Raw genomic sequence first — 23,168 nt, 5'->3', positions numbered from 1 at the left:
CCGCTCGCCCGCCGGGCCGGCCGGGCCGGCCGGGCCGCCGGTCAGGCCAGCAGCGGCGCCAACCGTGAGCACAGCGTGGTCACGTGGGTGCGCACCATCTCCTCGCCCATGCCGCTCAGCGAGGCGAAGAACCACACCGTCTCGATCGGCGTATCGGCCACGTACGCCCGAATCTCGCGTGCCGCGTCCTCGGGCGTCGCGTGCAGGAAGTGGCCGGGTGCCGCGGACAGCCCCCGCGCCCGCCACCGGTCCGGGTCGATCGGGCGCGGCGGCGCCGCGTCGGTGCCCTCGACCGCGTAGCGGTGGTAGCCGTCCCACTGGTGCGCCAGGTGCCGGGAGACCACCGGCCAGTCCCGGTCGGGATCCTCGGTGATCCAGCCGTTCAGCAGTCCGGCCATCCGGGCGCCCGCCGGGTCGTGGCCCGCCTCGCGCAGTCCGTCCAGGTAGGGCGCGGCCATCGCCGGGTTCGCGGTGAGCAGCGATTCGCCGAGCAGTCCGGCCCGACGTGCGCCCTGCGGACCCTGGTAGCCGAGCCAGATCCGCGGCCGACGCTGGACCGGGGCCGGCGTGATGGTCCCGCTCTCCCACAACCGGCGGATCTCTCGGGCGCTCGCGTCGGTGGCCGCGAACCGGGTCCTGAGCAGCTCGGTCCGGTCGAAGAGGTCGTACTCGGGCTGCCGGTATCCGGTGCCGATGCCCAGCTCCAGCCGGCCGCCGCCGATCAGGTCCACGATCGCGGCCTCCTCGGCCAGGTGCGCCGGGTGGCGCAGCGGCGCGATGGTGACGCCGGTGCCGATCCGGGCCCGCCGGGTGCGCGCGGCGATCGCGGCGGCCAGGGTGAGCGGCTGGCTGAGGTAGCCGTCCTCGAAGCCGTGGTGTTCGGTGGTCCAGATCGAGTGCACTCCGAGCCGGTCCGCCTCCTCGCACAGTTCCAGGGTGAAGGCGTACAGCCGGGACCAGTCCTGCCGCCACTCGACCGGATTGCGCAGGTCCAGGTAGATGCCGACGTTGACCACGCGACGCTCCCCACGGGTGGGTGCCCGGATGGGCCGACCCGGGGCGTCGCCTCGGTCGGCCATCTGACACGGTGATATCTGACTGACCGTCAGCTTACGGAGGCAGCATGTCCGACCCGATCACCACCCGGCTGGATCGCCTGGAGGCGCACGAACAGATCCGCCAACTCGCCGCCCGCTACGCGCTCGCACTGGACAGTCGGGACGTGCCGGCGCTGGCCGCACTGTTCGTGGACGACGTGCGCACGGGTGACGGCGGGGTCGGTCGGGATGCCCTGGCCCGGTGGTTCGACCCGGTCCTGCGCCCGTACGGGATCACGTTTCACCTGATCGGGAACCACGTGATCGACCTGGTGGACGAGGATCACGCCACCGGGGTGGTCTACTGCCGCCCCGAACACGAGGTGGGCGACCTGTGGGTGGTGATGCCGATGCAGTATCTGGACCGCTACGAACGGCGGGACGGGCGGTGGTACTTCCGCAGCCGCAAGCCCCGGGTGTTCTACGCGGCGGACGTCCTGGAACACCCGCTGTCCGTGCCCGACCGGTTCCACTTTCCGAACAACCCGCTGATCACGGACGCCCGACTCCCGCAGGCGTGGCCCTCGTGGCAGGAGTTCTGGGCCCGCACCGGAAGCGAGTGAGCCGGACCCGCTCCACAACGCACGAACGCCCGCCGGATGGACCCGGCGGGCGCTCGTGATGGCTCCCGCAATTGGACTCGAACCAATAACCTGCCGGTTAACAGCCGGCTGCTCTGCCAATTGAGCTATGCGGGATTGCGTCGGACCGTGTGGCGGTCGCTGCGTGGAATACATTAGCGCATTCCCGGGGGTGGCCCGCACCAGGGTTTTTCCGGTAGGACCTCACAGGTTGCCCACGCACCGCGCCCGGGTAGGCGCTGACGTGCACGGGCGGGACACACGACCGCGGAGGACATCATGATCAACAAGCTCACCTTCGTCACCGGCCTCGCCATCGGCTACGTCCTGGGGACGAAGGCCGGGCGGGAGCGGTACGAGCAGATCCGGAAGTTGTCCGGCACGGTGGCGGGCAGCCCGCCTGCCCGCAAGGCCGGGCACGCGGCGGCCGGACTCGGCCGCGAGGCCGGCGTCAAGGCCGGTCGGGCCATCGGCGACCACCTGCCCGAGCGGGTGGGACGACACCTGCCGGACCGGTTCGGCCGACACCACACGAACGGCACGTCGGTGACGACCTCGCGCTACGGACAGGGGCTGTAACGGCCCGCAGCAGCGGATGAACGGGCTGCGGACCGGGTTCGTGGCGACCCCGGGCGGCCCGCGTGGAGGTTTTCGGATACCCACGGTCGGCGGCGTCGGCGGGGTGGGTCGGACACCGGGTTCGCCCGGCGCCGGCCCGCCCCGCCGGCGCCGGCATCCGCCGTCCGGTCACCCCCTGCGGTGGCGCCCACCCACCTCCGCGCCCTCGCGCGGAGGCGGCACCGCGCCCGGGTGCAGCCGATCGCGCACCTCGCGGTACTGCGCCCGGACCGCGTCGCCGAGTCCGAGTTCCTCCTCGGGGGGTTGCACGAAGGCGCCGACCCCCGAGGGCCACGCCGGCAGCGCCCCGAACAGCGCCCACGCGGCCTGACGGGCCGCACCCTGGGCCACGAAGCGTCCGGCGAGCGACGCCGCGGGCACCGCGGTGGGCACGCCGAGCAGGGCCGGCGCGATCGTGGACACCGCGGCCGAGCGGGCGCCGGGGCCGACCAGGATCACCCGGTCCACCACCACGTCCCGATCGCGCAGCACGTCCAGTGCGTCCGAGATGCCGCACAACATGCCCTCCACCGAGGCCCGGGCCAGTGCCGCCGGCGTCATGCTCTCCCGGCGCAGCCCGGTGAGCGTGCCCGCCGCGTGCGGCAGGTCGGGGATCTGCTCGCCGTCGAGGTAGGGCACCAGGACCAGTCCGCACGCGCCCGGCGTGCACTCCAGCGCGACCCGGTCGAACTCGTCGGCGTCCAGCCCCAGCATCGTCGCGGTCCCGCGCAGCACCCGGGCCGCGTTGAGGGTGCGCGCCAGCGGCAGGTGCCGCCCGGTGGCGTCGGCGTAGGAGGAGACCACGCCGGTGGGATCGGCCACCGAGACCGGATGCGGCGCGAACGCGGTGCCGGTGGTACCGATGGCGACCACCACGTCGCCGTCGGACAGCCCCGCGCCCAGTGCCAGCGCCGCCTCGGCGCCGGTGCCGGCCGAGACCAGGATGCCTTCGGGGGTGTGTCCCGCGACGCCGCCCGGCGGCAGCACGATCGGCGTGCGCGGCACCCGACCGATGGCCAGGTGCAGCAGGTCCGCACGCCACTCTCCCGTGGTGGCGTAGTAGCCGGTGGTGGAGGCGTCCGCGCGGTCGGTGACCGGGTCCGGCGGACAGCCGAGCAGTTGCCAGGTGACCCAGTCGTGCGGCAGCAGCACGGAGGCGATCCGGGTCACCGCCTCGGGTTCGAACCGGGCGAATCGGCGCAGTTGGGCGATCGCCGAGGACGAGCCCGGCACCGAGCCGGTCGCGGCGGTCCATGCGGCCGGCCCGCCGAGTGCGTCGACGAGGTCCGCGGCGGCCCCGGAGGCGCCGGGGTCGTCCCCGGGCAGCGGATGCCCCAGGATCACACCCTGTGCGTCCAGCGGGACCGCGCCGTGGTTCTGTGCGGCCACCGCGATCGCCGCCACGCCGTCGAGGAGGCCGTCCGCCGCGGCCTCGCCGAAGGCCCGCAACCACGCGCCCGGCGTGGTCGCGGCGCCCTCGGCGTACGCGGCGCGCCCCTGGCGCAGGGGCGTACCGGTCGCGGCGTCGCAGACGAGGATGCGCAACTGTCGCGCTGAGCAGTGCACCCCGGCGACGAGGGTGGGTGTCGGGCTTGTCGGCATGGGCGAATTCTGACAGCAGACGACCGACGACAACCGGTCTCCGGGTCACAACGGTCGAGGATCAGTCGAGATAGCCTCGCAGTTGCTCCGAGTAGGACCGTTCGCGAAGTCGGGACAGCGTGCGCGACTCGATCTGGCGAATGCGCTCGCGGGTCACCCCGAAGACCCGGCCGATCTCCTCCAGCGTGTGCGGTTCGCCGTCGGCCAGCCCGTAGCGCAGTTGCACCACCCGGCGCTCGCGGTCGCCCAGCGTGGACAGCAGCGCCTCCAGGTGTTCGCGCAACATCAGGGACGCGGCGGCCTCGGCCGGGGAGGTCGCGTCGGTGTCCTCGACGATGTCCCCGAGCAGCACCTCGTCCTCGCCGACGGGGGTGTGCAGGGACACCGGCTCCTGGGCCAGCCGCAGGATCTCGGTGACCCGCTCGGCGGTCAGGTCGAGCACCTCGCCGACGTCCTCGGCGGTGGGCTCCTCGCCGCGTTCCTGGAGCAGTCGGCGCTGCACCCGGATCACCCGGTTGATCAGTTCGACCACGTGGACCGGGACCCGGATGGTGCGCGCCTGGTCGGCCAGCGCCCGGCTCATCGCCTGGCGGATCCACCAGGTCGCATAGGTGGAGAACTTGTAGCCGCGGGTGTAGTCGAACTTCTCCACCGCCCGGATCAGGCCCAGATTGCCCTCCTGGACCAGGTCGAGCAGGCCCAGGCCGCGTCCGACGTAGCGCTTGGCGATCGAGACGACCAGGCGCAGGTTGGCCTCGATCAGGCGGCGCTTGGCCCGTTCGCCGTCGTGGACCAGGGTGGTCAACGCGTCGCGGACGGCGGGGTCCGCGGGCGGGTCGTCGAGCAGGCGTTCGCCGGCGAACAGGCCGGCCTCGACCCGACGGGCCAGGTCCACCTCGTCCGCGGCGCTCAGCAGCGGCACCCGGCCGATCTCGCGCAGGTACTGGCGCAGCAGGTCGGCGGCCGAGCCGCCGGACTCCGTGGTGCGCGGGGCGTCCCGCGGGGCATCGTCGGCGGCCGGTCGCTCGACGTCCTCGGCCGTGGCCGGTGCGGGTGGCGCGGGTGGCGCGGTTCCTGGGGTGACGTACTCCGTGAGGACGGTGGCCGGGCCCGGTTCAGGCTCATCCGTCCGATCCGTATGGGTGGGGTCTCCGCCGGGCGTTTTCCCCCCTCTGGTGTGCCGATGCACCTTCCCCAGTCTGCTGTACGAGGGGGCCTGTAGCCGAGAGTTGGGCGCGGAAATCTCGCCGGCCCCAAGGCGATTCGGGCGATCGACGTGGCCCGATGCCCCGGGCGGGGGCCGTTTTTCTGCCGGCCGGCGGCCGAACCGTCAGCCGCCCGGGGCGTACAGCGCCTCGGCGCCCCGGTCGACCAGGGCGCGCTTGTACGTCTCCAGCGTGTTCAACTCCTGCCAGACCAGCGCGTACTCGTCCGCGTCGCGGACCGGATCGATGCGCAGCAGGCGGGACTTGGCGTCCGCGATCCGGCGTTCGGCGGAGAACACCCGCAGGCGCACCAGGTTGCCGTCGGCGTAGGCCCGGTCCGGGTCGGCGGTGCGGTGCAGGCTCTCCACGGCAAGTTCGGTGACCATGTGCCGGACGACGTCGTCGGGTGCGGCCGTGCGCACCTCGGCGACCCAGTTCGCGGTCTGGGCAAGCTCGCAGCACACGCCGCCGGCGGCGGTGATGGCCGCACGCACGGCCGCGTACGGCGGCGCGGTGAACTCGTCGACCTCGTAGTGGTCGAACGCCGGTGCCACCAGCGCGGGAGCCTGCAACGCGAGCTTGAGCACCTCGCGTTGCACGGCCTGGCACATGTCGCGCGGGTCGGGTCGGAAGCCGGCCGGTCGTTGCGGGGCCTGCGGTTGCCGGCCGGGCTGTGCCGGGACCTGGCCCTGGTGGGCGCCCCGCTCGCCGCGCGCGGCGCGCTCGCGCTGCCACCGGTTGACCTGGGCGACCCGGGCGACCACGAACCGCTCGTCCAGGAAGCCGAGCATGGAGTCGAGTCGGACCGCGTAGGTGTGCCGCAGGGCCTGGTCCTTGATGCCCGCGATGACCGGCGCGGCCGCGTCCAGGGCGGCCACCCGGCCCTCGGCGGTGGACAGGTCGTGGCCCTCGATCCGGGACTTGATGGCGAACTCGAACAGCGGGACGCGCGCGTCGATCAGACCGAGCACGGCCTCGTCGCCGTGTGCCAGGCGCAGGTCGCACGGGTCCAGGCCGCGCGGCTCGACCGCGACGAAGGTGCGGGTGACGAACTTCTGGTCCTCCTCGAACGCCCGCAGCGCGGCCTTTTGGCCGGCCGCGTCGCCGTCGAAGGTGAAGATCACCTCGCCGCGGAACTCGCCGGAGTCCATCAGCAGCCGGCGCAGCACCTTGATGTGCTCGTCGCCGAAGGAGGTGCCGCACGTGGCGATCGCGGTGCCGGCTCCGGCGAGGTGGCAGGCCATCACGTCGGTGTAGCCCTCGACGATGACCGCCCGGCCGGATTTGGCGATCTCCTTCTTGGCCAGGTCCAGGCCGTAGAGCACCTGGGACTTCTTGTAGATCGGCGTCTCGGGGGTGTTCAGGTATTTGGGGCCGTTGTCGTCGTCGTAGAGCTTGCGCGCGCCGAAGCCGATCACGTCGCCGGTGATGTCGCGGATGGGCCAGATCAGCCGGCCCCGGAAGCGGTCCATCGGGCCGTTGCGGCCCTCGCTGGCCAGGCCGCCTTCGAGCATCTCCTGCGGGGTGAAGCCCTTGCCGCGCAGGAATCGCACCAGGTTCTCCCAGCCCTTGGGCGCGTAGCCGAGCGCGAACCGTTCGGCGGCGTCCTGCTCGAAGCCGCGGTCGGCGAGGAATTGGCGGGCGGTCTGGGCCTCGGGGCCGGCGAGCTGATCGGCGAACCAGCGTGCGGCGATCTTGTGCGCCTCGACAAGCCGGGTGCGCCGGCCCTGTTGGCGGCCGGGTGTGTAGCCGCCCTCCTCGTAGCGCAGCTCGATGCCGTACTGCTGGGCCAGCCGCTCCACGGTCTCCGAGAACGTGGTGTGGTCCAGGCGCATGACGAAGTCGAGAACGTCGCCGCCTTCGCCGCAGCCGAAGCAGTACCAGAGGTTCTTCGCCGGGCTGACCTGGAAGGACGGGGACTTCTCGTCATGGAAGGGGCACAGCCCCTTGAAGTTTCCTCCGCCCGCGTTGCGCAGTTGCAGGTGTTGTTCGGCGATCTCCGCGATGCGTGCCGTCTCGCGGACCCGCCTGACGTCTTCCTCACGGATACGGCCGGCCACAATCATCGAGTCTACGGGGCCGTGCGAGGGGTGGCGGCGCCGACCGGGCGGCTCACCGCGAGCTCAGCGCGGCGTGCAGGGTGATCGCGGCGCGGTCGGTGAGCGAGGCCACCTGGTCGACGACCACCCGCAGTCGGGCCGCGTCGTCCGCGGCCTGGGCCCAGTCCTCGCGCAGCGACGCGTCCAGGACCTCGGGGCCGCCGGCCACGAGCAGTTCGACCAGTTCGGTGATCACCGCGCGCTGGCGCTCGCGCAGCCGATCGGCACCCTCGCGGGCCATCACGTAGCGCGCGGTGACCGCCTTGAGCACGGCGCATTCGAGCCGGATGTCGCGCGGGACGATCAGGTCGGCGGTGTAGCGGGCGACCGGGTCGGTGCCGTACAGCTCGCGGGTGGCGTGTTCGGCGGCCAGGCAGAAGCGGCCGATCAGACCGCTGGTGGCGTTCTTGAGCCGGGCCTGGGCCCGGCGCGAGCCGTCGTAGCCCACCGGCCAGAAGTCGAGCGCGAGCAGGCGGTCCAGCGCCTCGCCGAGTTCGTCGGCCGCGCAGTCGGGTCGGTAGCGGCGCACGGTGAGGTCGAGCAGTTCGCGTCGTTCGCCGGCGTCGCGCAGTCGGACCAGGTCGAGCCGGTGCGACTGCACCGCGTCCTCCAGGTCGTGCACCGAGTAGGCGACGTCGTCGGACCAGTCCATCACCTGGGCCTCCAGGCAACGGCGGTTCGGGTCGGCGCCGGCGCGCACCCACTCGAACACGGCCAGGTCGTCTTCGTAGGCGCCGTAGGAGTGGGTGTCGCGCCGGCGCGGCCACGGGTACTTGAGCACCGCGTCCAGCCCGGCGCGGGTCAGGTTCAGGCCCACACTGCGGCCGTCGGGGCCGAACGTCTTGGGTTCGAGCCGGGTGAGCAGGCGCAGGCTCTGGGCGTTGCCCTCGAAGCCGCCGCAGCTCTTGGCCGCCTCGTCCAGGGCACGCTCGCCGTTGTGGCCGAACGGCGGGTGGCCCAGGTCGTGGGCCAGGCACGCGGTCTCCACCAGGTCCGGATCGCAGCCCAGCGCCTGGCCCAGCTCACGACCGATCTGGGCGCATTCGAGCGAGTGGGTCAGCCGGGTGCGCGGGCTGTCCTGGCCCGCGGCGGCGGTCTCGCCGGGGACCACGACCTGGGTCTTGCCCGCGAGGCGGCGCAGCGCGGCCGAGTGCAGCACCCGGGCCCGGTCGCGCTCGAACGCGGTGCGCCCGGGCCGCTTGTTGGGTTCGGGGACCCACCGGGCGAGATCCTCGGCCCCGTAGTGGCCGCGCCCGGATCGATCCTCCGCCCCGGGACGGGCCGCGGGAAGTCCTGTCGTGCATGCCGATTTGCTGTCCACTTGTCCACATTAAGGAATGCCACCGACATTCGACGAAGTCCGGGCCGCGAACACCGGGGGAACCCTTCACCGCGCGTCGGACAACTTGCCGCGCAGTTGCAGCACCGCCTTGGTGTGGATCTGGCAGGTGCGGCTCTCGGTCACCCCGAGCACCTGGCCGATCTGGGACAGGGTCAGGCCCTCGAAGTAGTAGAGCGTCACGACGGTCTTCTCCCGTTCGGGCAGGGCGTTGACCGCGCGGGCGAGCAGGTGTCGCATCTCTCGGCTCTCGGCCACCTCGACCGGGTCGTCGGCGGTGGTGTCCTCCAGCGTGTCCACCAGGCTGAGCCGATCGCCGCCGTCCTGCCCGGTGTGCAGGAGTTCGTCCAGGGCCATCACGTTGATCAGCGAGAGTTGGCTGAAGATCGCGTGCAGGTCCTCCAGCGCGATGCCCATCTCGCGCGCGACCTCGACCTCCGAGGGCGTGCGATTGAGCTTGGCCTCCAGGCCCGCGTAGGCCAGTTCGACCGCGCGGGCCTTCTGCCGCACGGACCGGGGGATCCAGTCCAGCGCGCGCAGTTCGTCGATGATCGCGCCTCGGATGCGGCTGATCGCGTACGTCTCGAACTTGATCGCGCGGTCGAGGTCGAACTTCTCGATCGCGTCGATCAGGCCGAACATCCCGTACGAGACGAAGTCGGCCTGGTCCACATTGGCCGGAAGGCCGACGCCGACGCGCCCGGCGACGTACTTCACGAGCGGCGAGTAATTCAGGATGAGGCGTTCCCGCAGGGTGGGATCCCCCGAGCGCTTGAAGTCGCTCCAGAGGTTCTCCAGCGCGCGGTTGGAAGCGCCACCGTCCTCGACGGTGACGGCCGGTCCGTCCTGGGACGCGGCCGCGGTGGCGCTCTTACGCCCTGGGGTTTGCTTGGGCATGCGTGGCCTTGTGTCGTTCCACGGAGACGTGCGTGCAGATCTGGGTCCTCGCGAGCGTAGCGTGACCTGACGACTCCCGAGCGCTACGAAGATCCCGCCCGGGCCGGATCGGCCGGGTCGCGGCGGTGCGGCCGGGGCCGCGCCGATCGCACCCGGCGGATTCGATCGGGCCGGCGGCGGCGGCTTCCCCCGGGGCCGGGGGCGCCGGTCGGGGCGGCCGGGCCGGCGGTTCGGCCGGACGGCGGGCGGCAGACGGGATCCGGCCCACGCGGTGCCGCCCACCGGCGATGATCCACCGATCGAGGGTGCCCGCCGGCCGGTCTGCCCGAGGCGGCGTGTGCATGTGCCCGACCGTGCTCGGCGTCCGCGCCGTGGCGCGCCCGCGCACGGCGATCGCGCCTCCCCGAACGGGTGTACCCGCCGCCCCGCGGGCCGGCCCGGCCGCCGCCGCCACCGGGAGGTCGCGGGCCGGTACGGGCGTGTCGTCGCGTGTCGGGCAGACACCGCCCGGGCACGCGCGTTCGAGCGGACCGCGGGCGGCGTCGTGCCGGATGCGCGGGCGCGGGCCGAACCGTCGGGCCCGGTCGCGGTCCGCCGGTCGGGCGGGCGCGGCCGGCGGTGGGGCGATCCGGTCGGGGCCGCCGGTGTCCCCTTCCTCGGCCGCAGCCTCGGCCACGCTCTCGTCGGTCACGGGGTATGGCACCTCCTCGATTGGGCCTCCCCTCACGGTGATGATCACTGCCGCCCCAGGTCAAGCACCGCCACGGCGACGCCACCCCTTCGAGGTGCGATCGACCAGTTCGCGGGCGGCCAGGACGTCGAGATGGCGGCGGGTGGCGGCGGGCCCGATGCCGGCCTCGCGGGCGATCCGCGTCGTGGACGAGGCGCCCCGGGTCGGCACAGTCTCCAGGATCCGGCGCGTCGGCGGCGCCAGATCGTCGCCCGGCCGGACCGGGCCGGACAACACCGGCGCGAGGTCGTCGCCGATCAGCCCCACCTGTTCGATCACCTCGGCCGCCCGGGTGACCAGCACCGAGCCCGGCTCGCGCAGCAGCGCATGCACACCGGCCGAACTCGGCGATCCGACCGGCCCCGGCACGCCCATCACCTGGCGGCCCAGCCGCGCCGCCCGCCGCGCGCTGATCAGCGCCCCGCTGCGCAGCGCCGCCTCGACCACCACGGTGCCGCGGGTCAGCGCGGCGATCACCCGGTTGCGCTCGACGAAGCGGTAGCGGGTGGGATGCGCGCCCGGCGGCAGCTCGGTGACCAGGGTGCCCTCGTCGGCGATCCGGGCGAGCAGCCGCTCGTGGCCGCGCGGATAGTTCACGTCGATCCCGCACGCGAGCACCGCGACGGTCGGGCCGGCCACCACGAGCGCGCCGCGGTGCGCGGCGGCGTCCACCCCGTAGGCGCCACCCGAGACCACCGTCCAGCCCGCCTCGGCCAGGTCGGCGGCCAGCGTCGCGGCCACGTGCGCGCCGTAGTCGGTGCACGCCCGCGCGCCCACGACCGCCACCGAGCGCAGCGCGGCGAGCCGCAGCGGAACCGCGCCGCGCACCCACAGGCCCAGCGGCCGGACATCCCCGAGGTCGTCGAGCTGGCTGGGCCAGCCCGGGTCGCCCGGGACCACGAAGGCGCCGCCCAGCCCGGCGATCCGGGCCAGGTCCCGCTCCGGGTCGTGCCCGCCCAGCCGGACCCGGTAACCGGCCGGATCCCGCCGGGCCGGCTCGACCGGCAACGCGGCGCCGGACCGCAGGTCGGCCCACAGCCGGGCGGCGCCGTGGGTGCGCACCGCACGGCCGAACGCCGCGTCGCCCGGCTCCACCAGGCGGGTCAGCGCCGCCCGGGCCACCCGCTCCGCCGCGGCGTCCCGGGCGGGCGGGTCCGACTCGTCCCAGGGCAGCGGATCCGGCCCCGTCACGGCGCGGGCTCGCCGTCGCCGGCCGAGTCGCCCCGGACGATCCCGGTCCGCAGCTCCAGGGCCGCGTCCACGTCGGCCCGATCGGGCCGCTCGTGCCCGCGCAGGTCGGCGACGGTCCAGGCGACCCGCAACACCCGATCCAGGCCCCGGGCGGTGAGCAGGCCGCGCTCCATGTCCCGGGCGGCGCGATCCAGCGCGTCCGGCTCGACGCTCCAGCGGGTGCGCAGCTCGCGCCCGGGCACCTCGGCGTTGACCGCCCACCCGGTCCCGGCCAGGCGCCGGGCGGCCCGCTCCCGGGCCGCGAGCACCCGCGCGGCCACCACCGCGGACCGCTCCCCCGACCCCTCGGGTGCGAACAGCTCGGCCCGGGAGACCGCGTCCACGGTCACCCGTACGTCGATCCGGTCCATCAGCGGCCCGGACAGCCGGGAGAGGTACTTGTGCCGCATCAGCACCGAGCACGTGCAGTCCAGGCCGCGCCCGGAGAACCGCCCGCACGGGCACGGGTTGGCCGCCATCACCAGCAGGAACCGGGCCGGGAAGCACAACATCCCGCCGCTGCGCGCCACGGTGACCGTGCCCGACTCCAGCGGCTGCCGCAGTGCGTCCAGGACCCGCCCGGAAAATTCCGGGCTCTCGTCCAGGAACAGCACGCCTCGGTGGGCCAGGGAGACCGCGCCGGGGCGGGGCAGGCCGTTGCCGCCGCCCACGATCGCGGGCATCGTGGCGCTGTGGTGCGGCGCGCAGAACGGTGGCGTGGTCACCAGTGGCAGGTCCGGGCGCAGCGTGCCGGCGATCGAGTGCACCGCGCTGACCTCCAGCGACGCCGGGCCGTCGAGCGCGGGCAGGATCCCGGGCAGCCGCTCGGCCAGCATCGTCTTGCCCGCCCCCGGGCTGCCGAGCAGGAAGAGGTGGTGTCCGCCCGCCGCGCACACCTCCAGCGCCCGCCGGGCCCGGCCCTGTCCCGCGACATCGGCCAGGTCGGGCGGTTCGGCGCCGGCCGGCGCGGGGCCCGCGGCCAGGGTGCCGACCACGGCCAAGGGGTCCGGGCCCAAGCCGATGTCGGCCACCGCGCGTTCCTGCACGGGCACCGGTTCACCGCGCAGCAGGGCGAGCAGGTGGCGCAGCGAGGTCACCCCGCACACGGTGATGCCGGGCACCAACTCGGCCTCGCCGGCCACCACGGCGGGCACCACGACCCGGGCACAGCCCGCCGCGGCGGCGGCCATCACCGCCGGCAGCACCCCGCGCACCGGCCGCAGGCGCCCGTCCAGGCCCAGTTCGCCGACCATCACCAGGTCCTCGATCACGCGGGGGTCGAGCACACCCGCCGCGGCCAGCACGGCGGCGGCGATCGGCAGGTCGAACCCGGACCCGGTCTTGGGCACGGTCGCGGGTGACAGCCCCACCGTGAGCCGTCGCTGCGGCCACTCCTCCCCGCTGTTGACCAGCGCGGCGCGGACTCGTTCCTTGGACTCCACGAGGGTCTTGTCGGGGAGTCCCACCAGCGTGAACGTGGTCACGCCGGGCTCCAGATCGGCCTGGACCTCGACCACCACGCCGTCCACGCCCAGCAGGGTGACCGAGCGGGTACGTGCAAAGCCCACGGTCAGCACACCCCCCGGATGTGCTCGACCCGGGCCGCCCCGCGCTCGGCCGGGATCACCGCGACCAGGTCGATCCGCACCTCGCGCCCCGGCGGGCCGCCGAGCGGGTGGGCCAGCAGCCAGCGCTCCGCGAGCAGCCGCAGCCGCTCCGCCTTGACCGCGCCGACCGCCTCCAGCGGGTGTTCGAAGCCGCCCGCCCGGCGGGTCTTGACCTCGCACACCACGAGCGTGGGCCCGTCCCGGGCGACGATGTCGATCTCACCGTCGCGGCAGCGCCAGTTCCGATCCAGGACGGCCATCCCGGCCCCGATCAGGAACCGGGCCGCGACCCGTTCGCCGTACCGCCCCACCGCCGTGTTGCGCGACCGGCGGGCCGGGCCGGTCCCCTCCCGCGCGCCCCGGGGCCCGTTGCCCCGGTCTTCGCCGCCACCTGCTCCGATTCGCACGACGACCACCTCCGGTACCGACAGTGCCGGTGCCGAAGGTGGTCGAGAGCGCGTGCGCGACCGGCTGTGCACAAACCGGTCGTTGTGGATGCCGCCCTTGCGGGTAGGGAACCGCGTCCGGGCCGCTCAGCCGCCGAACCCTTCGTTGCCCGAGGGCATCTCGAACTCGCTCTTGGTCAGTTCCTCGACGTTGACGTCCTTGAAGGTGAGGACTCGGACATTCTTCACGAAACGCGCGGGTCGATACATGTCCCACACCCACGCGTCCGCCATGGACAACTCGAAGAAGACCTCCCCGTCGGCCGACCTCACGTGCAGCTCGTACTGGTTGGTGAGGTAGAAGCGCCTTTCCGTCTCGATGACGTACTTGAAGAGACCCACGACGTCGCGGTACTCGCGGTAGAGCTGCAGCTCCATCTCGGTCTCGTACTTTTCGAGATCTTCCGCACTCATGCGCGCCCCTCGCTCCTGCGCTTCGCTGTCGTCTCCCATTGTGTACCGGCGACCCACGCGACCACCGGCGCACCATGGCACAACCGTCCGGGAGCCTGCGGGCGGCCCGGATCAGCCGGGCGGATCCCGGCCCGCCGGCCGTACCTCAGCCGTTCCACCACTCGAACGGCTCGTCGATCAGCTCGCCGGCCAGGAACGGTTCCAGCAGCTGCGGCAACCGGCCGGGATAGAACCGCGCCGGGGCGGCCGCGATCTCGGCCGGCGACCACCACACCGCCTCCTGGTACTCGGCCAGCTCCTCGGCCGTCCACTGCGACCGGTCCTCGCCGACCGTCGGCGCCCGCTCGGCGATCCGGACCAGGACCACGAACTCGTGTTGCACCCGCCGATGCCCCGGACGCACCCAGGTCACACTCCGCCGCCATGTGGGCGGGCCCACATCGGCGGGGGTGATCCGCAGGCCGGTCTCCTCCAGGATCTCCCGCACCGCCGCGTCGACGTAGGTCTCACCGGGGTCCAGGCCGCCGCCCGGCAGGTCGTACCACTGCGACGGATCGGATTCGGCGACCCGGGTGCGAAACAGCAGCACCCGGCCGTCCGGGTCGAGCAGCACCACGCGCACGGCGCGGCGTTCCAGGTCGGGAGCGAGGTCCGCGGGGTAGTCCGGAACCGGCTCCGGCACGTCTCCGGGCCATGACACGGGTTGAGTCGTCATCCACGGATTGTGCCCCGACCGCGAACGGCCGGGCCGCCCGGGAGAAGGATTCCCGAGCGACCCGGCCGTACCGACCGGCCCGCGGGCCCGTGGTCAGGCCGGCGGCGCTCCCGAGGGGTCGCGCGTGCTCACGCGTGCCTGCGGCGCGTCGCCCGCCCCGGCCCGGCGCCGGCGGCGCCACAGCACCAGCGGCACGGCCCCGATCAGGCCGGCCGCCATCGGCGTGCCGCCGATCACGTCGAGCCCCAGCCCCGGCTGATCGAACGTGCCCGGCACCCCGAGACCGTGGATCCGGTTCAGCGGCCACACCACGGTGAACGCGCGCCCGATCACCTGGTCCTTGTCCACGGTCCCGTTGAACGGCTGGTCCATGTGGTAGCGCGAGTCGGAGGAGTTGTCCCGGTTGTCGCCCATCAGCCAGATCCGGCCCTTGGGCACGGTCACGTCGAACACCTTCGTCGACGGGGCCACGCCCTTCTTGAGGTACGAACTCTCGTCCAACGGCTTCCCGTTGACCATCAGGCGACCCTGCGCGTCGCAACACTGCACGCGGTCGCCACCCACCCCGATCACCCGCTTGATCAGGTCCTTCTCGTCTGCGGACGGCATCAGGCCGACCCAGGACATGCCCTTCTGCAACCCGCGCACGACCGCGTTGTCGGACTGCTTCGGGGCCTCCTGAAGCCAGTTGCCCGGGTCGTGGAAGACCACGACCTGGCCGCGCTCGGGCTCCGCGCCGAACCACGGCGAGAACTTGTTCACCAACACCCGGTCGCCGACCTTGATGGTGTTCTCCATCGACTCCGAGGGAATCGAGAACGCCTGGACCAGGAAGGTCTTGATGAGCAGCGCCAAGACGATGGCGATCAGCAGGAGCAGGGGCAGTTCCTTCCAGAACGACCCCTTCTTCTTGCGCCGTTCGCCCGAGTCGGAGGCACCCTCGTCGTCGCCGGAGTCCTCCGGGCCGTGCGATCCACCGGGGCCGCCCGGGCCGCCGGGGTCGTTCGCGTCCGGCGGCGAACCGTCGCCCGGGCCGCCGGACGTGGGGGTCGGACCCACCGGCGGGAAGACCGGCGCCGCGTCCGGGGCGCCCCCCGGTCGCTTCCCGAGATCCGGCCCCGGGCGGTTCACCGGATCGGGCGACTGCGCCGGCCCGTCCCCGCTCGTTGGTTGGGTCGGTGGCGCTCCGGGATCGTGCGGCGCGTCGGTCGGGTACCGCTCCTGCGGCTCCCGCCCACGATCGTCGTCTCCACCAGCGGATCGCGCTCCGATCACGACTTCCCCCACGGCGCCTCCTCGTACCCGTGCAGGCCGGACGGCACCCGGTCGGGGCTGTCCACCGGCTGCCCACAGCTCTGTCTTGATGATTTCCGACCCGTGCCGCGCACGTTGCCGGGTCGATGTCGGCCCCAAGGGTCCGGCATGCGCCGGCGCGAGCGTACACGTCGGCGTAGCAGGACCAGCGGAACCGCACCCACCATTCCCATAACGACCGGGGTGGGCGGGGGAATCGCAACCGACAGGGCTTTGTTCCCGAACGTTTCCGGAACGGGCAGGCGATGCGCCCGGCCGAACGGCCAGGCCACCACGAAGGCCCGGCCGACCACATCACCCTCCGGGATCGTGCCCTGGTAGGGCCGATCCATATGTGCCCGCGAGTCGGCCGAGTCGCCGCGGTGGTCGCCCATCACCCACAACCGACCCTTGGGCACGGTCACGCTGAATCTCTTTTCCGAGGGCGCGTTGCCCTTGTACAGGTACGGCTCGTCCAGCGGGACACCGTTGACGGTGATCCGACCGGAGGGGTCGCAGCAGGCCACCGTGTCGCCGCCGACCCCGATCACCCGCTTGATCAGGTCCTGTTCGTCGTCCGAGGGCAACATGCCGACGAACACCAGACCCTGCTTGATCTGCTTGAGCACGGGCGGCGGGTCGTCCGACTTCTTCTTGCCCAGCCAACCGCCCGGATCCCGGAAGACCACCACCTCGCCGCGTTCGGGGGTCCACCCGAACCACGGCGAGAACTTGTCCACCAGCACCCGGTCGCCGATGTCGATGGTGTGCTCCATCGAACCGGACGGGATGTAGAACGCCTGCACGAGGAAGGTCTTGATGAGCAGCGCGAGCGCGAGCGCGATCACCGCCAGCATCGGCAACTCGCGCCACAGCGGCACCACCTTGTCCTTGCGCCGCGAGCGCCGGCCCCGCCGCCGCCGGGTGGGCGTACCCGCCTCGACCGAGGGCGCCGCGCGCGATACGGGCGTCGCCACCGGCGGTTCGGCCTCGCCGAGCACCACCGCGCCGGCTGCTCCCGCGGGCGGGGCGCCGGGGACGGGGACGTCCGTGCCGGTGGCCGGCCCCGACGTGCGGGCTGCGGCGCGGGCACCCTTGGGCTTGCCGCGCTTACCCACGACGGTCGAAGTCCGACCGCTCGAACGTCCTCGGCCGGTCCGCGCCCTGGATTCGACCGAACGGCCAGATGATCCACTGCGCCCGCCCGATCACCCGGCTCTCGGGCACCATGCCGCCGCCCGGGTCGCCCAGGTGGTCGCGCGAGTCGGCCGAGTTGCTGCGGTGGTCACCCATGACCCACAGCTTGCCCTTGGGCACCTCGGCTTCGAAGGGGAAGTCCGAGGGCTTGTCGCCCGGATGCAGATAGTCGCCCTCGTCGAGCGGCACGCCGTTGACGGTGACCCGCCCCTGTGCGTCGCAACACTTGACCACGTCGCCGCCGACCCCGATCACCCGCTTCACGAAGTCGCTGTCGTCCGGGTTGGTGAAGCCGAACACCCCGCCGAGCTTGCGCAGTGCGCCGGCCACCGGATTGGGCTTGTCGGTGTCCTCGGGGGTGAACGAGCCGCGGCCGTCGAAGACGATCATGTCGCCGCGTCGAATGTCCCCGAATCGATAGGCGAGTTTGTTGACCAGCACCCGGTCGCCGACCTGGAGCGTGTTCTCCATCGAACCACTCGGGATCACGAACGGCTGGGCCACCCACGAGTTCACCGCGAGCACCACGACCATCGCGACCGCGACCAGGAGCGGCAGTTCGACCCACGCGGGCATCCGCCGCCGGCGCGGCGCGGGGGGCGGGTCGTCGGTGCCATCGGTGCCATCGGTGCCGTCACCGCCGTCGTCATCGGTGTCGGCGGGAGCGTCCGCCGGCTCGACGGGCTCGTCCCGCTCCGCGGCCGGGTCCCGGTCGGCGTCGGGGGCGGGGGCGGGGGCCGGAACCGGGGCCGTGGCGACGTCCGCGTCCGCGGCGGGCTTCGGGTCGGCGGCGGGTTCGGGGGTCGCGGCCGACTCCCGAGTCGGGTTCGCGGCCGAATCCTTGGCCGGAATCGGAGACTTCGCCGTCTCCGTGACCGTGGCGACGGCCCCCTCGGAGCCGCTCTCGCCGCCGGCGCTCCGCGCCTGCTCCGAGACACGCGAAGGCCGCGCCTCCACGACCTCGGTGGACGAGGTACCGGCGGATTCCTCCGCCGTGGAGGCACGGCCTTTGCTCTGCTCTGCGTCGTCCATCACGAACGAGACTAGCGTCCGGGTCGCCTCGACAGGGCCGAGGCACCCCGGGTGGAACGTACGGGTCAGCGGCCCGGACGGTCCGTGCGCTTCTCCTTGATCTTCGCAGCCTTGCCGCGCAGGTCGCGCATGTAGTACAGCTTCGCGCGACGGACCGCACCGCGGGTGACCAGCTCGATCTTCTCGATCACCGGGGTGTGCACCGGGAAGGTGCGCTCCACGCCGACGCCGTAGCTGACCTTGCGGACCGTGAAGGTCTCGCGCACGCCGTCACCCTGGCGACGCAGGACGAAGCCCTGGAAGACCTGGACGCGGGACTTGTTGCCTTCGATGACTCGCACGTGCACCTTGAGGGTGTCACCGGGACGGAAGTCCGGGACGTCGTCCCGCAGGGATGCGGCATCGATGTGGTCGAGCTTGTTCATCTCGCGTCGCTTTCTCGTGGGTGCCACAGGTCACCCACGGGTTTCGTGGTCACAGGTGTGGGGTCGCCGCTCCCGAGTGGCGCTCCCCCTGTGGCAGGGGTGCCGTCCGGCTCCCGGGGAACCCGGTCCGGATCGGGACATGGCAACAGCGTCTCAGTCTGCCACAGGTGTATCGGCCGGCCGAAACCGGCCGTCCCGCTCGACCCAGCCCAGCTCGGCGAGGGTGGCCCGATCCTTCTTGTCCACGGCCGCCGGGTCGATCCGGGCGATCAGGTCGGGCCGGTGCGCGGCGGTCCGGCGCAGCGCCTCGTCCCGCCGCCAGCGGGCGATCGCGCCGTGGTTCCCGGACACCGTGATCGGCGGCACCTCGCGACCGCGCCACTCGGCGGGCTTGGTGTACACCGGCCCTTCGAGCAGGTTGGCCATCGCGCCCGGGGCGAACGAGTCGTCCCGGTGCGATTCGGCATTGCCGAGCACACCGGGCAGCAGCCGGGCCACCGCCTCGACCATGACCAGCACGGCCACCTCGCCGCCGGCGAGCACGTAGTCGCCGATCGACACCTCGTCCACCCGCATCCGGGTCGCCGCCTCGTCGAGCACCCGCCGGTCGATGCCCTCGTACCGGGCCGGTGCGAACAACAACCACGGCTCGTCGGCCAGTTCGACCGCGAGGTCCTGGGTGAACGGCCGCCCGGAGGGGGTCGGCACGATCATCCGGGGCACCGGGGCCGCCGCGCTCGCGCCGCGCTCGAGCACCGCGTCCAGCGCGAGGCCCCACGGCTCGGGCTTCATCACCATGCCGGGGCCGCCGCCGTACGGGGTGTCGTCGACGGTCTTGTGCACGTCGTACGTCCAGTCCCGCAACTGGTGCAGGTGTACGTCGATGAGCCCCTTGGCGCATGCCTTGCCGACCAGGGAGACGTCCAGCGGCGCGAGATATTCGGGGAAGATCGTGACGACGTCGATCCTCACGAGGGGTCCTGCTCGGACTCCGCATCCGACTGCGACCGCCGCGTCGGCCCCGGCTCGGGCTCGGCGTCGGCCTTCGCCGCGGCCCGGGCGGCCTTCGCCTCGGCCCGTTCGGCGGCCGTGAGCTTCTTCGGCTTGGCCTTCTTCGGCTTGCGCTCGCGCGGCTCGGCCTCGGTCGCATCCGGGTCCGGTACCGCGAGCACCGCGTTCTCCGCGTCCAGCAGACCCGGCGGCGGGGTGATCACCGCGCGCTGGTTCTCCAGGTCGATCTCCGGGACGATCTGGTGCACGAACGGGATCATCACCTCGCGACCGTCCGAGCGCCGGACCAGGAGCAGGTCCTGCGAGGGCAGGTGCACGACCTCGGTCAGCTCGCCGACCGCCTCGCCGTCCGCGGTGACCACGTCGAGCCCGATCAGCTGGTGGTCGTAGTACTCCTCGGGGTCCTCGGGGAGTTCCTCGGGGTCGATCTCGGCGATCAGCAGCGTGTTGCGCAGCGCCTCGGCGCCGGTACGGGTGGTCACGCCCTCGATGGTGAGCAGCAGCCGTCCGCTGTGCACCCGACCGTCGGCGATGGTCAGCGGACCGACCGAGGGGGGATCCGTCATCAGCACCGCCCCGGGCGCAAGCCGCAGTTCCGGCTCGTCGGTACGGACCTCGACGGTCACCTGGCCCTTGATGCCGTGTGCCTTGCCGATACGGCCGACCACAAGCTGCACCTGCGACTCCTCAATCTCTGCCCGATGGGACCTCATGCCCGGGGCAGGAGGGGGAAATGCCAAGTCGGCGGAAATGCCGGGACTGTAGATGCCAAGAAGCTGCCCGGCGGATGATTCCGCCGGGCAGCTCCCGGTTGGACGTGATGTCCGGGTACGTCAGCGAACCTGGTCGACGTCGACGAGGTCGACGCGGACTCCCCGGCCGCCGAGCGCGGTCACGACGGTGCGCAGCGCACGCGCGGTGCGACCGCCTCGACCGATGACCTTCCCGAGGTCTTCGGGGTGGACCCGAACCTCGAGAATGCGGCCGCGGCGGAGATTACGCGCCCGTACCTTGACCTCGTCCGGATGCTCGACGATGCCCTTGACCAAGTGTTCGAGGGCTTCCTCGAGCACGGTCAGCCCTCGTTAGCGGCGGTCTCGGCGGCGGCTTCGCCCTCGGCGGCCGGAGTCTCGGTCTCGGCGGCAGCCTCGACCTTCTTCTCCTTCTTGGCCTTCGGCGTGGTGGCGCCGTCCTTGGGCTCGTCCATCGCCTCACGGGCGGCGGCCTCGAAGAGCGACTTCTTGTCGGCCTTCTCCGCGGCGACGAGCAGCGGGGCCGGGGCCGGCAGACCCTTGTGCTTCTGCCAGTCGCCGGTGAGCTTGAGGATGTGCGCGACCGGCTCGGTCGGCTGCGCGCCGACACCCAGCCAGTAGAGCGCCCGCTCGGAGTCGACCTCGATGCGCGAGGGGTTCTCCATCGGGTGGTAGATACCGATCTCCTCGATCGCCCGACCGTCACGCTTGGTGCGGGCGTCGGCGACGACGATGCGGTAGTGGGGCGAACGGATCTTGCCCAGGCGCTTCAGCTTGATCTTGACTGCCACGAGAGTGGTGTCTCCTGCATCTTGACGTGGGTGAACAGCCGGCATTCACGTGGGGACATGAGGCTCGGCTGATCGTGGACACGGTAAGCATGCGGAGAGAGGGTCCGGCAATGCCCCGGGTACTCAGCTGGCCATTCTGCCAGACTTCCGGGCCCCGGCCAAAGCCGGGCGCAAACTCGACCGGCCGAGGGTCGCGCGGCTTTTAGAATGCAAGCCGCATCGCCCTTCTCCCACTCCAGTAGTTAGGTCGCCACGGTCTCATGCGTTGGTCCGAACTGTACGTACCCACCCTCCGCCAGGACCCCGCCGATGCCGACGCGGTCAGTCACCGTCTGCTCGTCCGCGCGGGGTACATCCGCCAGCTGATGGCCGGCCACTACTCGCTGCTGCCGCTCGCGGTGCGGGTGCGGGCGAAGGTGGTCGCGATCATCCGCGAGGAGATGAACCGGATCGGCTCGCAGGAGATGATCCTGCCGACCATGCACCCGGCCGAGATCTGGCAGAAGAGCGGTCGCTGGGAGGTCATGGGCGACGAGATGTTCCGGCTCAAGGACCGCAAGGGCTCGGACCTCGCGCTGGGCATGACGCACGAGGAGATCTTCACCACCCTCGCGCACGAGCTCAGCTCCTACCGCGACCTGCCGCAGACCTGGTACCAGTTCCAGACCAAGTTCCGCGACGAGCCGCGGCCCAAGAGCGGTCTGATCCGGGTGCGCGAGTTCACCATGAAGGACTCGTACAGCTTCGACCTGGACGCCGAGGGGCTGGACCGCTCGTTCGAGGCGCATCGGCAGGCGTACGTGCGGATCTTCCAGCGCCTGGGCATTCCGGCGATCGCGGTGCAGGCGTCCAGCGGCACCATGGGCGGCAGCGGCTCGACCGAGTTCATGTGCCCCTCGGCCGCCGGCGAGGACCTCGTCGTGCACTGCCCGAACTGCGACTACGCGGCCAACGTCGAGAAGGCCACCTCGCAGCTCGCGGCGATCGAGGACGGCGCCGGGCTGGACGCGCCGGAGCGGTTCGACACCCCGGGCATCAAGACCATCGAGAACCTGACCAAGGCACACGGCGTGCCGGCCGACCGGCAGATCAAGACCCTGGTCTACATGGTCGGCGGGCAGCTCACCCTGGCCCTGCTGCGCGGCGACCACGCGCTGGTCGAGCAGAAGCTGATCGACACCACCGGCTCCACCGACGTGCGCCCGGCGACGCCGGACGAGATCAAGGCCGCGCTCGGCGCCTACCCGGGCAGCCTGGGCGGGGTCGGCGTGCGCGACCTGCCGATCCTGGCCGACCAGGCGCTGCGCGGTCGCCGGGACATGGTGACCGGTGCCAACGTCGACAAGGTGCACGTGCGCGGCGTGGACGTGGAGCGGGACATCGCCGTGGGCACCTGGGCCGACCTGCGCGAGGTGGTGGCCGGCGAGCCGTGCCCCGCCTGCGGCACCGGCCTGGAGGTCGAGCAGACGGTCGAGATCGGCCACATCTTCAAGCTCGGCTACAAGTACACCGAGGCCCTGGGCGTGAACGTGCTGGGCGCGGACGGTGAGCGGGTCACCCCGATCATGGGCAGCTACGGGATCGGCGTCGAGCGCGCGATGGCCGCGGTCGTGGAGACGCACCACGACAAGAACGGCATCGTCTGGCCGGTCGCGGTGGCGCCGTTCGAGGTCGCGGTCGCGCTCCTGGACGTGGACGACGAGAAGTCGCGCGGCACCGCCGAGGAGATCTACGCCGAACTGGTCCGGCAGCGGGTGGACACGATCCTGGACGACCGCGCCGAGCGTCCCGGGGTGAAGTTCAAGGACATCGAACTGGTCGGCATCCCGTTCCGGGTCACCGTCGGCGCCCGCAGCCTGGCCGAGGGCAACGTGGAGATCGTCTCGCGCGCGAGCGGCGAGAAGGCCATGGTCCCGGTCGCCGAGGCGGTCGAGTACGTGCGCAAGCTGGTCCTCGACGCGAGCTGACCACGGCTCCGATGCGCCGACCCTGTACCGACCCGACACCTGCCCGGTGCCGGGTCGGTGCCGCGTCGGTGCCGGGTCGCTGTGCCCAGCGGGCGATCTCCTCGACCCGCACCCGGTCGG

General features: G+C 72.5%; 22 protein-coding genes and 1 tRNA gene. 3 read left to right on the top strand and 20 right to left on the bottom strand.

All coding sequences use genetic code 11. The features are described from left to right. Positions 1 to 41: 41 nt before the first annotated feature. Positions 42 to 1,016, bottom strand: a complete 975-nt coding sequence (locus ACFZBU_RS01565; RefSeq protein ID WP_391581412.1) for an LLM class flavin-dependent oxidoreductase — start codon at positions 1,014 to 1,016, stop codon at positions 42 to 44. A 107-nt stretch (positions 1,017 to 1,123) separates the two neighbouring features. On the opposite strand from ACFZBU_RS01565, the gene ACFZBU_RS01560 reads away from it, so the two are divergent. After that, on the top strand, positions 1,124 to 1,660 hold the full coding sequence (locus ACFZBU_RS01560) for a nuclear transport factor 2 family protein (protein WP_391581411.1): 537 nt from the start codon (positions 1,124 to 1,126) through the stop codon (positions 1,658 to 1,660). 59 nt (positions 1,661 to 1,719) lie between these two features. Here ACFZBU_RS01560 and ACFZBU_RS01555 read toward each other — a convergent pair. Beyond that, a tRNA-Asn gene (locus ACFZBU_RS01555) sits at positions 1,720 to 1,795 on the bottom strand. A 162-nt stretch (positions 1,796 to 1,957) separates the two neighbouring features. Here ACFZBU_RS01555 and ACFZBU_RS01550 point away from each other — a divergent pair. After that, positions 1,958 to 2,257 (top strand): YtxH domain-containing protein, encoded by a 300-nt coding sequence (locus ACFZBU_RS01550; RefSeq protein WP_391581410.1) that lies wholly within the window; start codon positions 1,958 to 1,960, stop codon positions 2,255 to 2,257. 168 nt (positions 2,258 to 2,425) lie between these two features. Here ACFZBU_RS01550 and ACFZBU_RS01545 read toward each other — a convergent pair whose 3' ends face one another. The 18 genes from ACFZBU_RS01545 to rpsP all read right to left on the bottom strand — a co-directional run bounded on the left by ACFZBU_RS01545 (position 2,426) and on the right by rpsP (position 21,081). Beyond that, positions 2,426 to 3,898: an FGGY family carbohydrate kinase gene (locus ACFZBU_RS01545; RefSeq protein WP_391581409.1), complete on the bottom strand. Its 1,473-nt coding sequence runs from the start codon at positions 3,896 to 3,898 to the stop codon at positions 2,426 to 2,428. Positions 3,899 to 3,959: 61 nt separating this feature from the next. After that, positions 3,960 to 5,087: an RNA polymerase sigma factor gene (locus tag ACFZBU_RS01540; RefSeq protein ID WP_391581408.1), complete on the bottom strand. Its 1,128-nt coding sequence runs from the start codon at positions 5,085 to 5,087 to the stop codon at positions 3,960 to 3,962. 141 nt (positions 5,088 to 5,228) lie between these two features. After that, the gene (dnaG, locus tag ACFZBU_RS01535) at positions 5,229 to 7,163 is read right to left on the bottom strand and encodes a DNA primase (protein WP_391581407.1); all 1,935 of its coding nucleotides are present in this window, start codon (positions 7,161 to 7,163) and stop codon (positions 5,229 to 5,231) included. Between the two features lie 52 nt (positions 7,164 to 7,215). Continuing rightward, complete coding sequence (locus ACFZBU_RS01530) at positions 7,216 to 8,523, bottom strand: deoxyguanosinetriphosphate triphosphohydrolase (RefSeq protein WP_391581406.1); 1,308 nt, start codon at positions 8,521 to 8,523, stop codon at positions 7,216 to 7,218. 66 nt (positions 8,524 to 8,589) lie between these two features. Next, positions 8,590 to 9,438, bottom strand: coding sequence for an RNA polymerase sigma factor WhiG (gene whiG / locus ACFZBU_RS01525; RefSeq protein ID WP_020553224.1), 849 nt, complete (start codon positions 9,436 to 9,438; stop codon positions 8,590 to 8,592). A gap of 751 nt (positions 9,439 to 10,189) precedes the next feature. Continuing rightward, positions 10,190 to 11,359, bottom strand: coding sequence for a DNA-processing protein DprA (gene dprA / locus ACFZBU_RS01520; RefSeq protein ID WP_391581405.1), 1,170 nt, complete (start codon positions 11,357 to 11,359; stop codon positions 10,190 to 10,192). Further along, positions 11,356 to 12,966, bottom strand: a complete 1,611-nt coding sequence (locus ACFZBU_RS01515) for a YifB family Mg chelatase-like AAA ATPase (RefSeq protein ID WP_391581404.1) — start codon at positions 12,964 to 12,966, stop codon at positions 11,356 to 11,358. Before ACFZBU_RS01515 ends, dprA begins: the two co-directional genes overlap by 4 nt. Before the next feature lie 2 nt (positions 12,967 to 12,968). After that, positions 12,969 to 13,412, bottom strand: a complete 444-nt coding sequence (locus tag ACFZBU_RS01510) for a YraN family protein (RefSeq protein ID WP_391581403.1) — start codon at positions 13,410 to 13,412, stop codon at positions 12,969 to 12,971. Positions 13,413 to 13,538: 126 nt separating this feature from the next. Then, positions 13,539 to 13,865, bottom strand: coding sequence for a DUF2469 domain-containing protein (locus tag ACFZBU_RS01505; protein WP_020553228.1), 327 nt, complete (start codon positions 13,863 to 13,865; stop codon positions 13,539 to 13,541). A gap of 145 nt (positions 13,866 to 14,010) precedes the next feature. After that, positions 14,011 to 14,580, bottom strand: a complete 570-nt coding sequence (locus tag ACFZBU_RS01500; RefSeq protein ID WP_391581402.1) for an NUDIX hydrolase — start codon at positions 14,578 to 14,580, stop codon at positions 14,011 to 14,013. Between the two features lie 93 nt (positions 14,581 to 14,673). Further along, positions 14,674 to 15,639 carry a signal peptidase I gene (gene lepB, locus ACFZBU_RS01495; protein ID WP_391581401.1) on the bottom strand — a complete coding sequence of 322 codons (966 nt, stop codon included), beginning with the start codon at positions 15,637 to 15,639 and terminating at the stop codon, positions 14,674 to 14,676. Between the two features lie 212 nt (positions 15,640 to 15,851). Beyond that, a complete protein-coding gene (gene lepB, locus ACFZBU_RS01490) occupies positions 15,852 to 16,991 on the bottom strand; it encodes a signal peptidase I (RefSeq protein ID WP_391581400.1) in 1,140 nt (379 codons plus the stop codon). Beyond that, a complete protein-coding gene (gene lepB / locus ACFZBU_RS01485) occupies positions 16,984 to 17,646 on the bottom strand; it encodes a signal peptidase I (protein ID WP_391581781.1) in 663 nt (220 codons plus the stop codon). Before lepB (ACFZBU_RS01485) ends, lepB (ACFZBU_RS01490) begins: the two co-directional genes overlap by 8 nt. A gap of 521 nt (positions 17,647 to 18,167) precedes the next feature. After that, positions 18,168 to 18,527, bottom strand: coding sequence for a 50S ribosomal protein L19 (gene rplS, locus ACFZBU_RS01480; RefSeq protein ID WP_020553234.1), 360 nt, complete (start codon positions 18,525 to 18,527; stop codon positions 18,168 to 18,170). A gap of 153 nt (positions 18,528 to 18,680) precedes the next feature. Further along, a complete protein-coding gene (trmD, locus tag ACFZBU_RS01475; RefSeq protein ID WP_391581399.1) occupies positions 18,681 to 19,499 on the bottom strand; it encodes a tRNA (guanosine(37)-N1)-methyltransferase TrmD in 819 nt (272 codons plus the stop codon). Next, a complete protein-coding gene (gene rimM / locus ACFZBU_RS01470) occupies positions 19,496 to 20,215 on the bottom strand; it encodes a ribosome maturation factor RimM (RefSeq protein WP_391581398.1) in 720 nt (239 codons plus the stop codon). Before rimM ends, trmD begins: the two co-directional genes overlap by 4 nt. A gap of 156 nt (positions 20,216 to 20,371) precedes the next feature. Next, positions 20,372 to 20,611 (bottom strand): RNA-binding protein, encoded by a 240-nt coding sequence (locus tag ACFZBU_RS01465; protein ID WP_020553237.1) that lies wholly within the window; start codon positions 20,609 to 20,611, stop codon positions 20,372 to 20,374. A 2-nt stretch (positions 20,612 to 20,613) separates the two neighbouring features. Next, positions 20,614 to 21,081 carry a 30S ribosomal protein S16 gene (gene rpsP / locus ACFZBU_RS01460; protein ID WP_126642843.1) on the bottom strand — a complete coding sequence of 156 codons (468 nt, stop codon included), beginning with the start codon at positions 21,079 to 21,081 and terminating at the stop codon, positions 20,614 to 20,616. 260 nt (positions 21,082 to 21,341) lie between these two features. Here rpsP and ACFZBU_RS01455 point away from each other — a divergent pair, with 260 nt between their 5' ends. Then, positions 21,342 to 23,048 (top strand): proline--tRNA ligase, encoded by a 1,707-nt coding sequence (locus ACFZBU_RS01455; RefSeq protein ID WP_391581397.1) that lies wholly within the window; start codon positions 21,342 to 21,344, stop codon positions 23,046 to 23,048. Positions 23,049 to 23,168 lie beyond the last annotated feature (120 nt).

Origin of the sequence: Embleya sp. NPDC008237, assembly GCF_042956465.1 — a bacterium.
GTDB lineage: Bacteria > Actinomycetota > Actinomycetes > Streptomycetales > Streptomycetaceae > Embleya.
The sequence above is the reverse complement of the archived record's forward strand: the minus strand, read 5'-3'. Positions and strand labels throughout refer to the sequence as shown.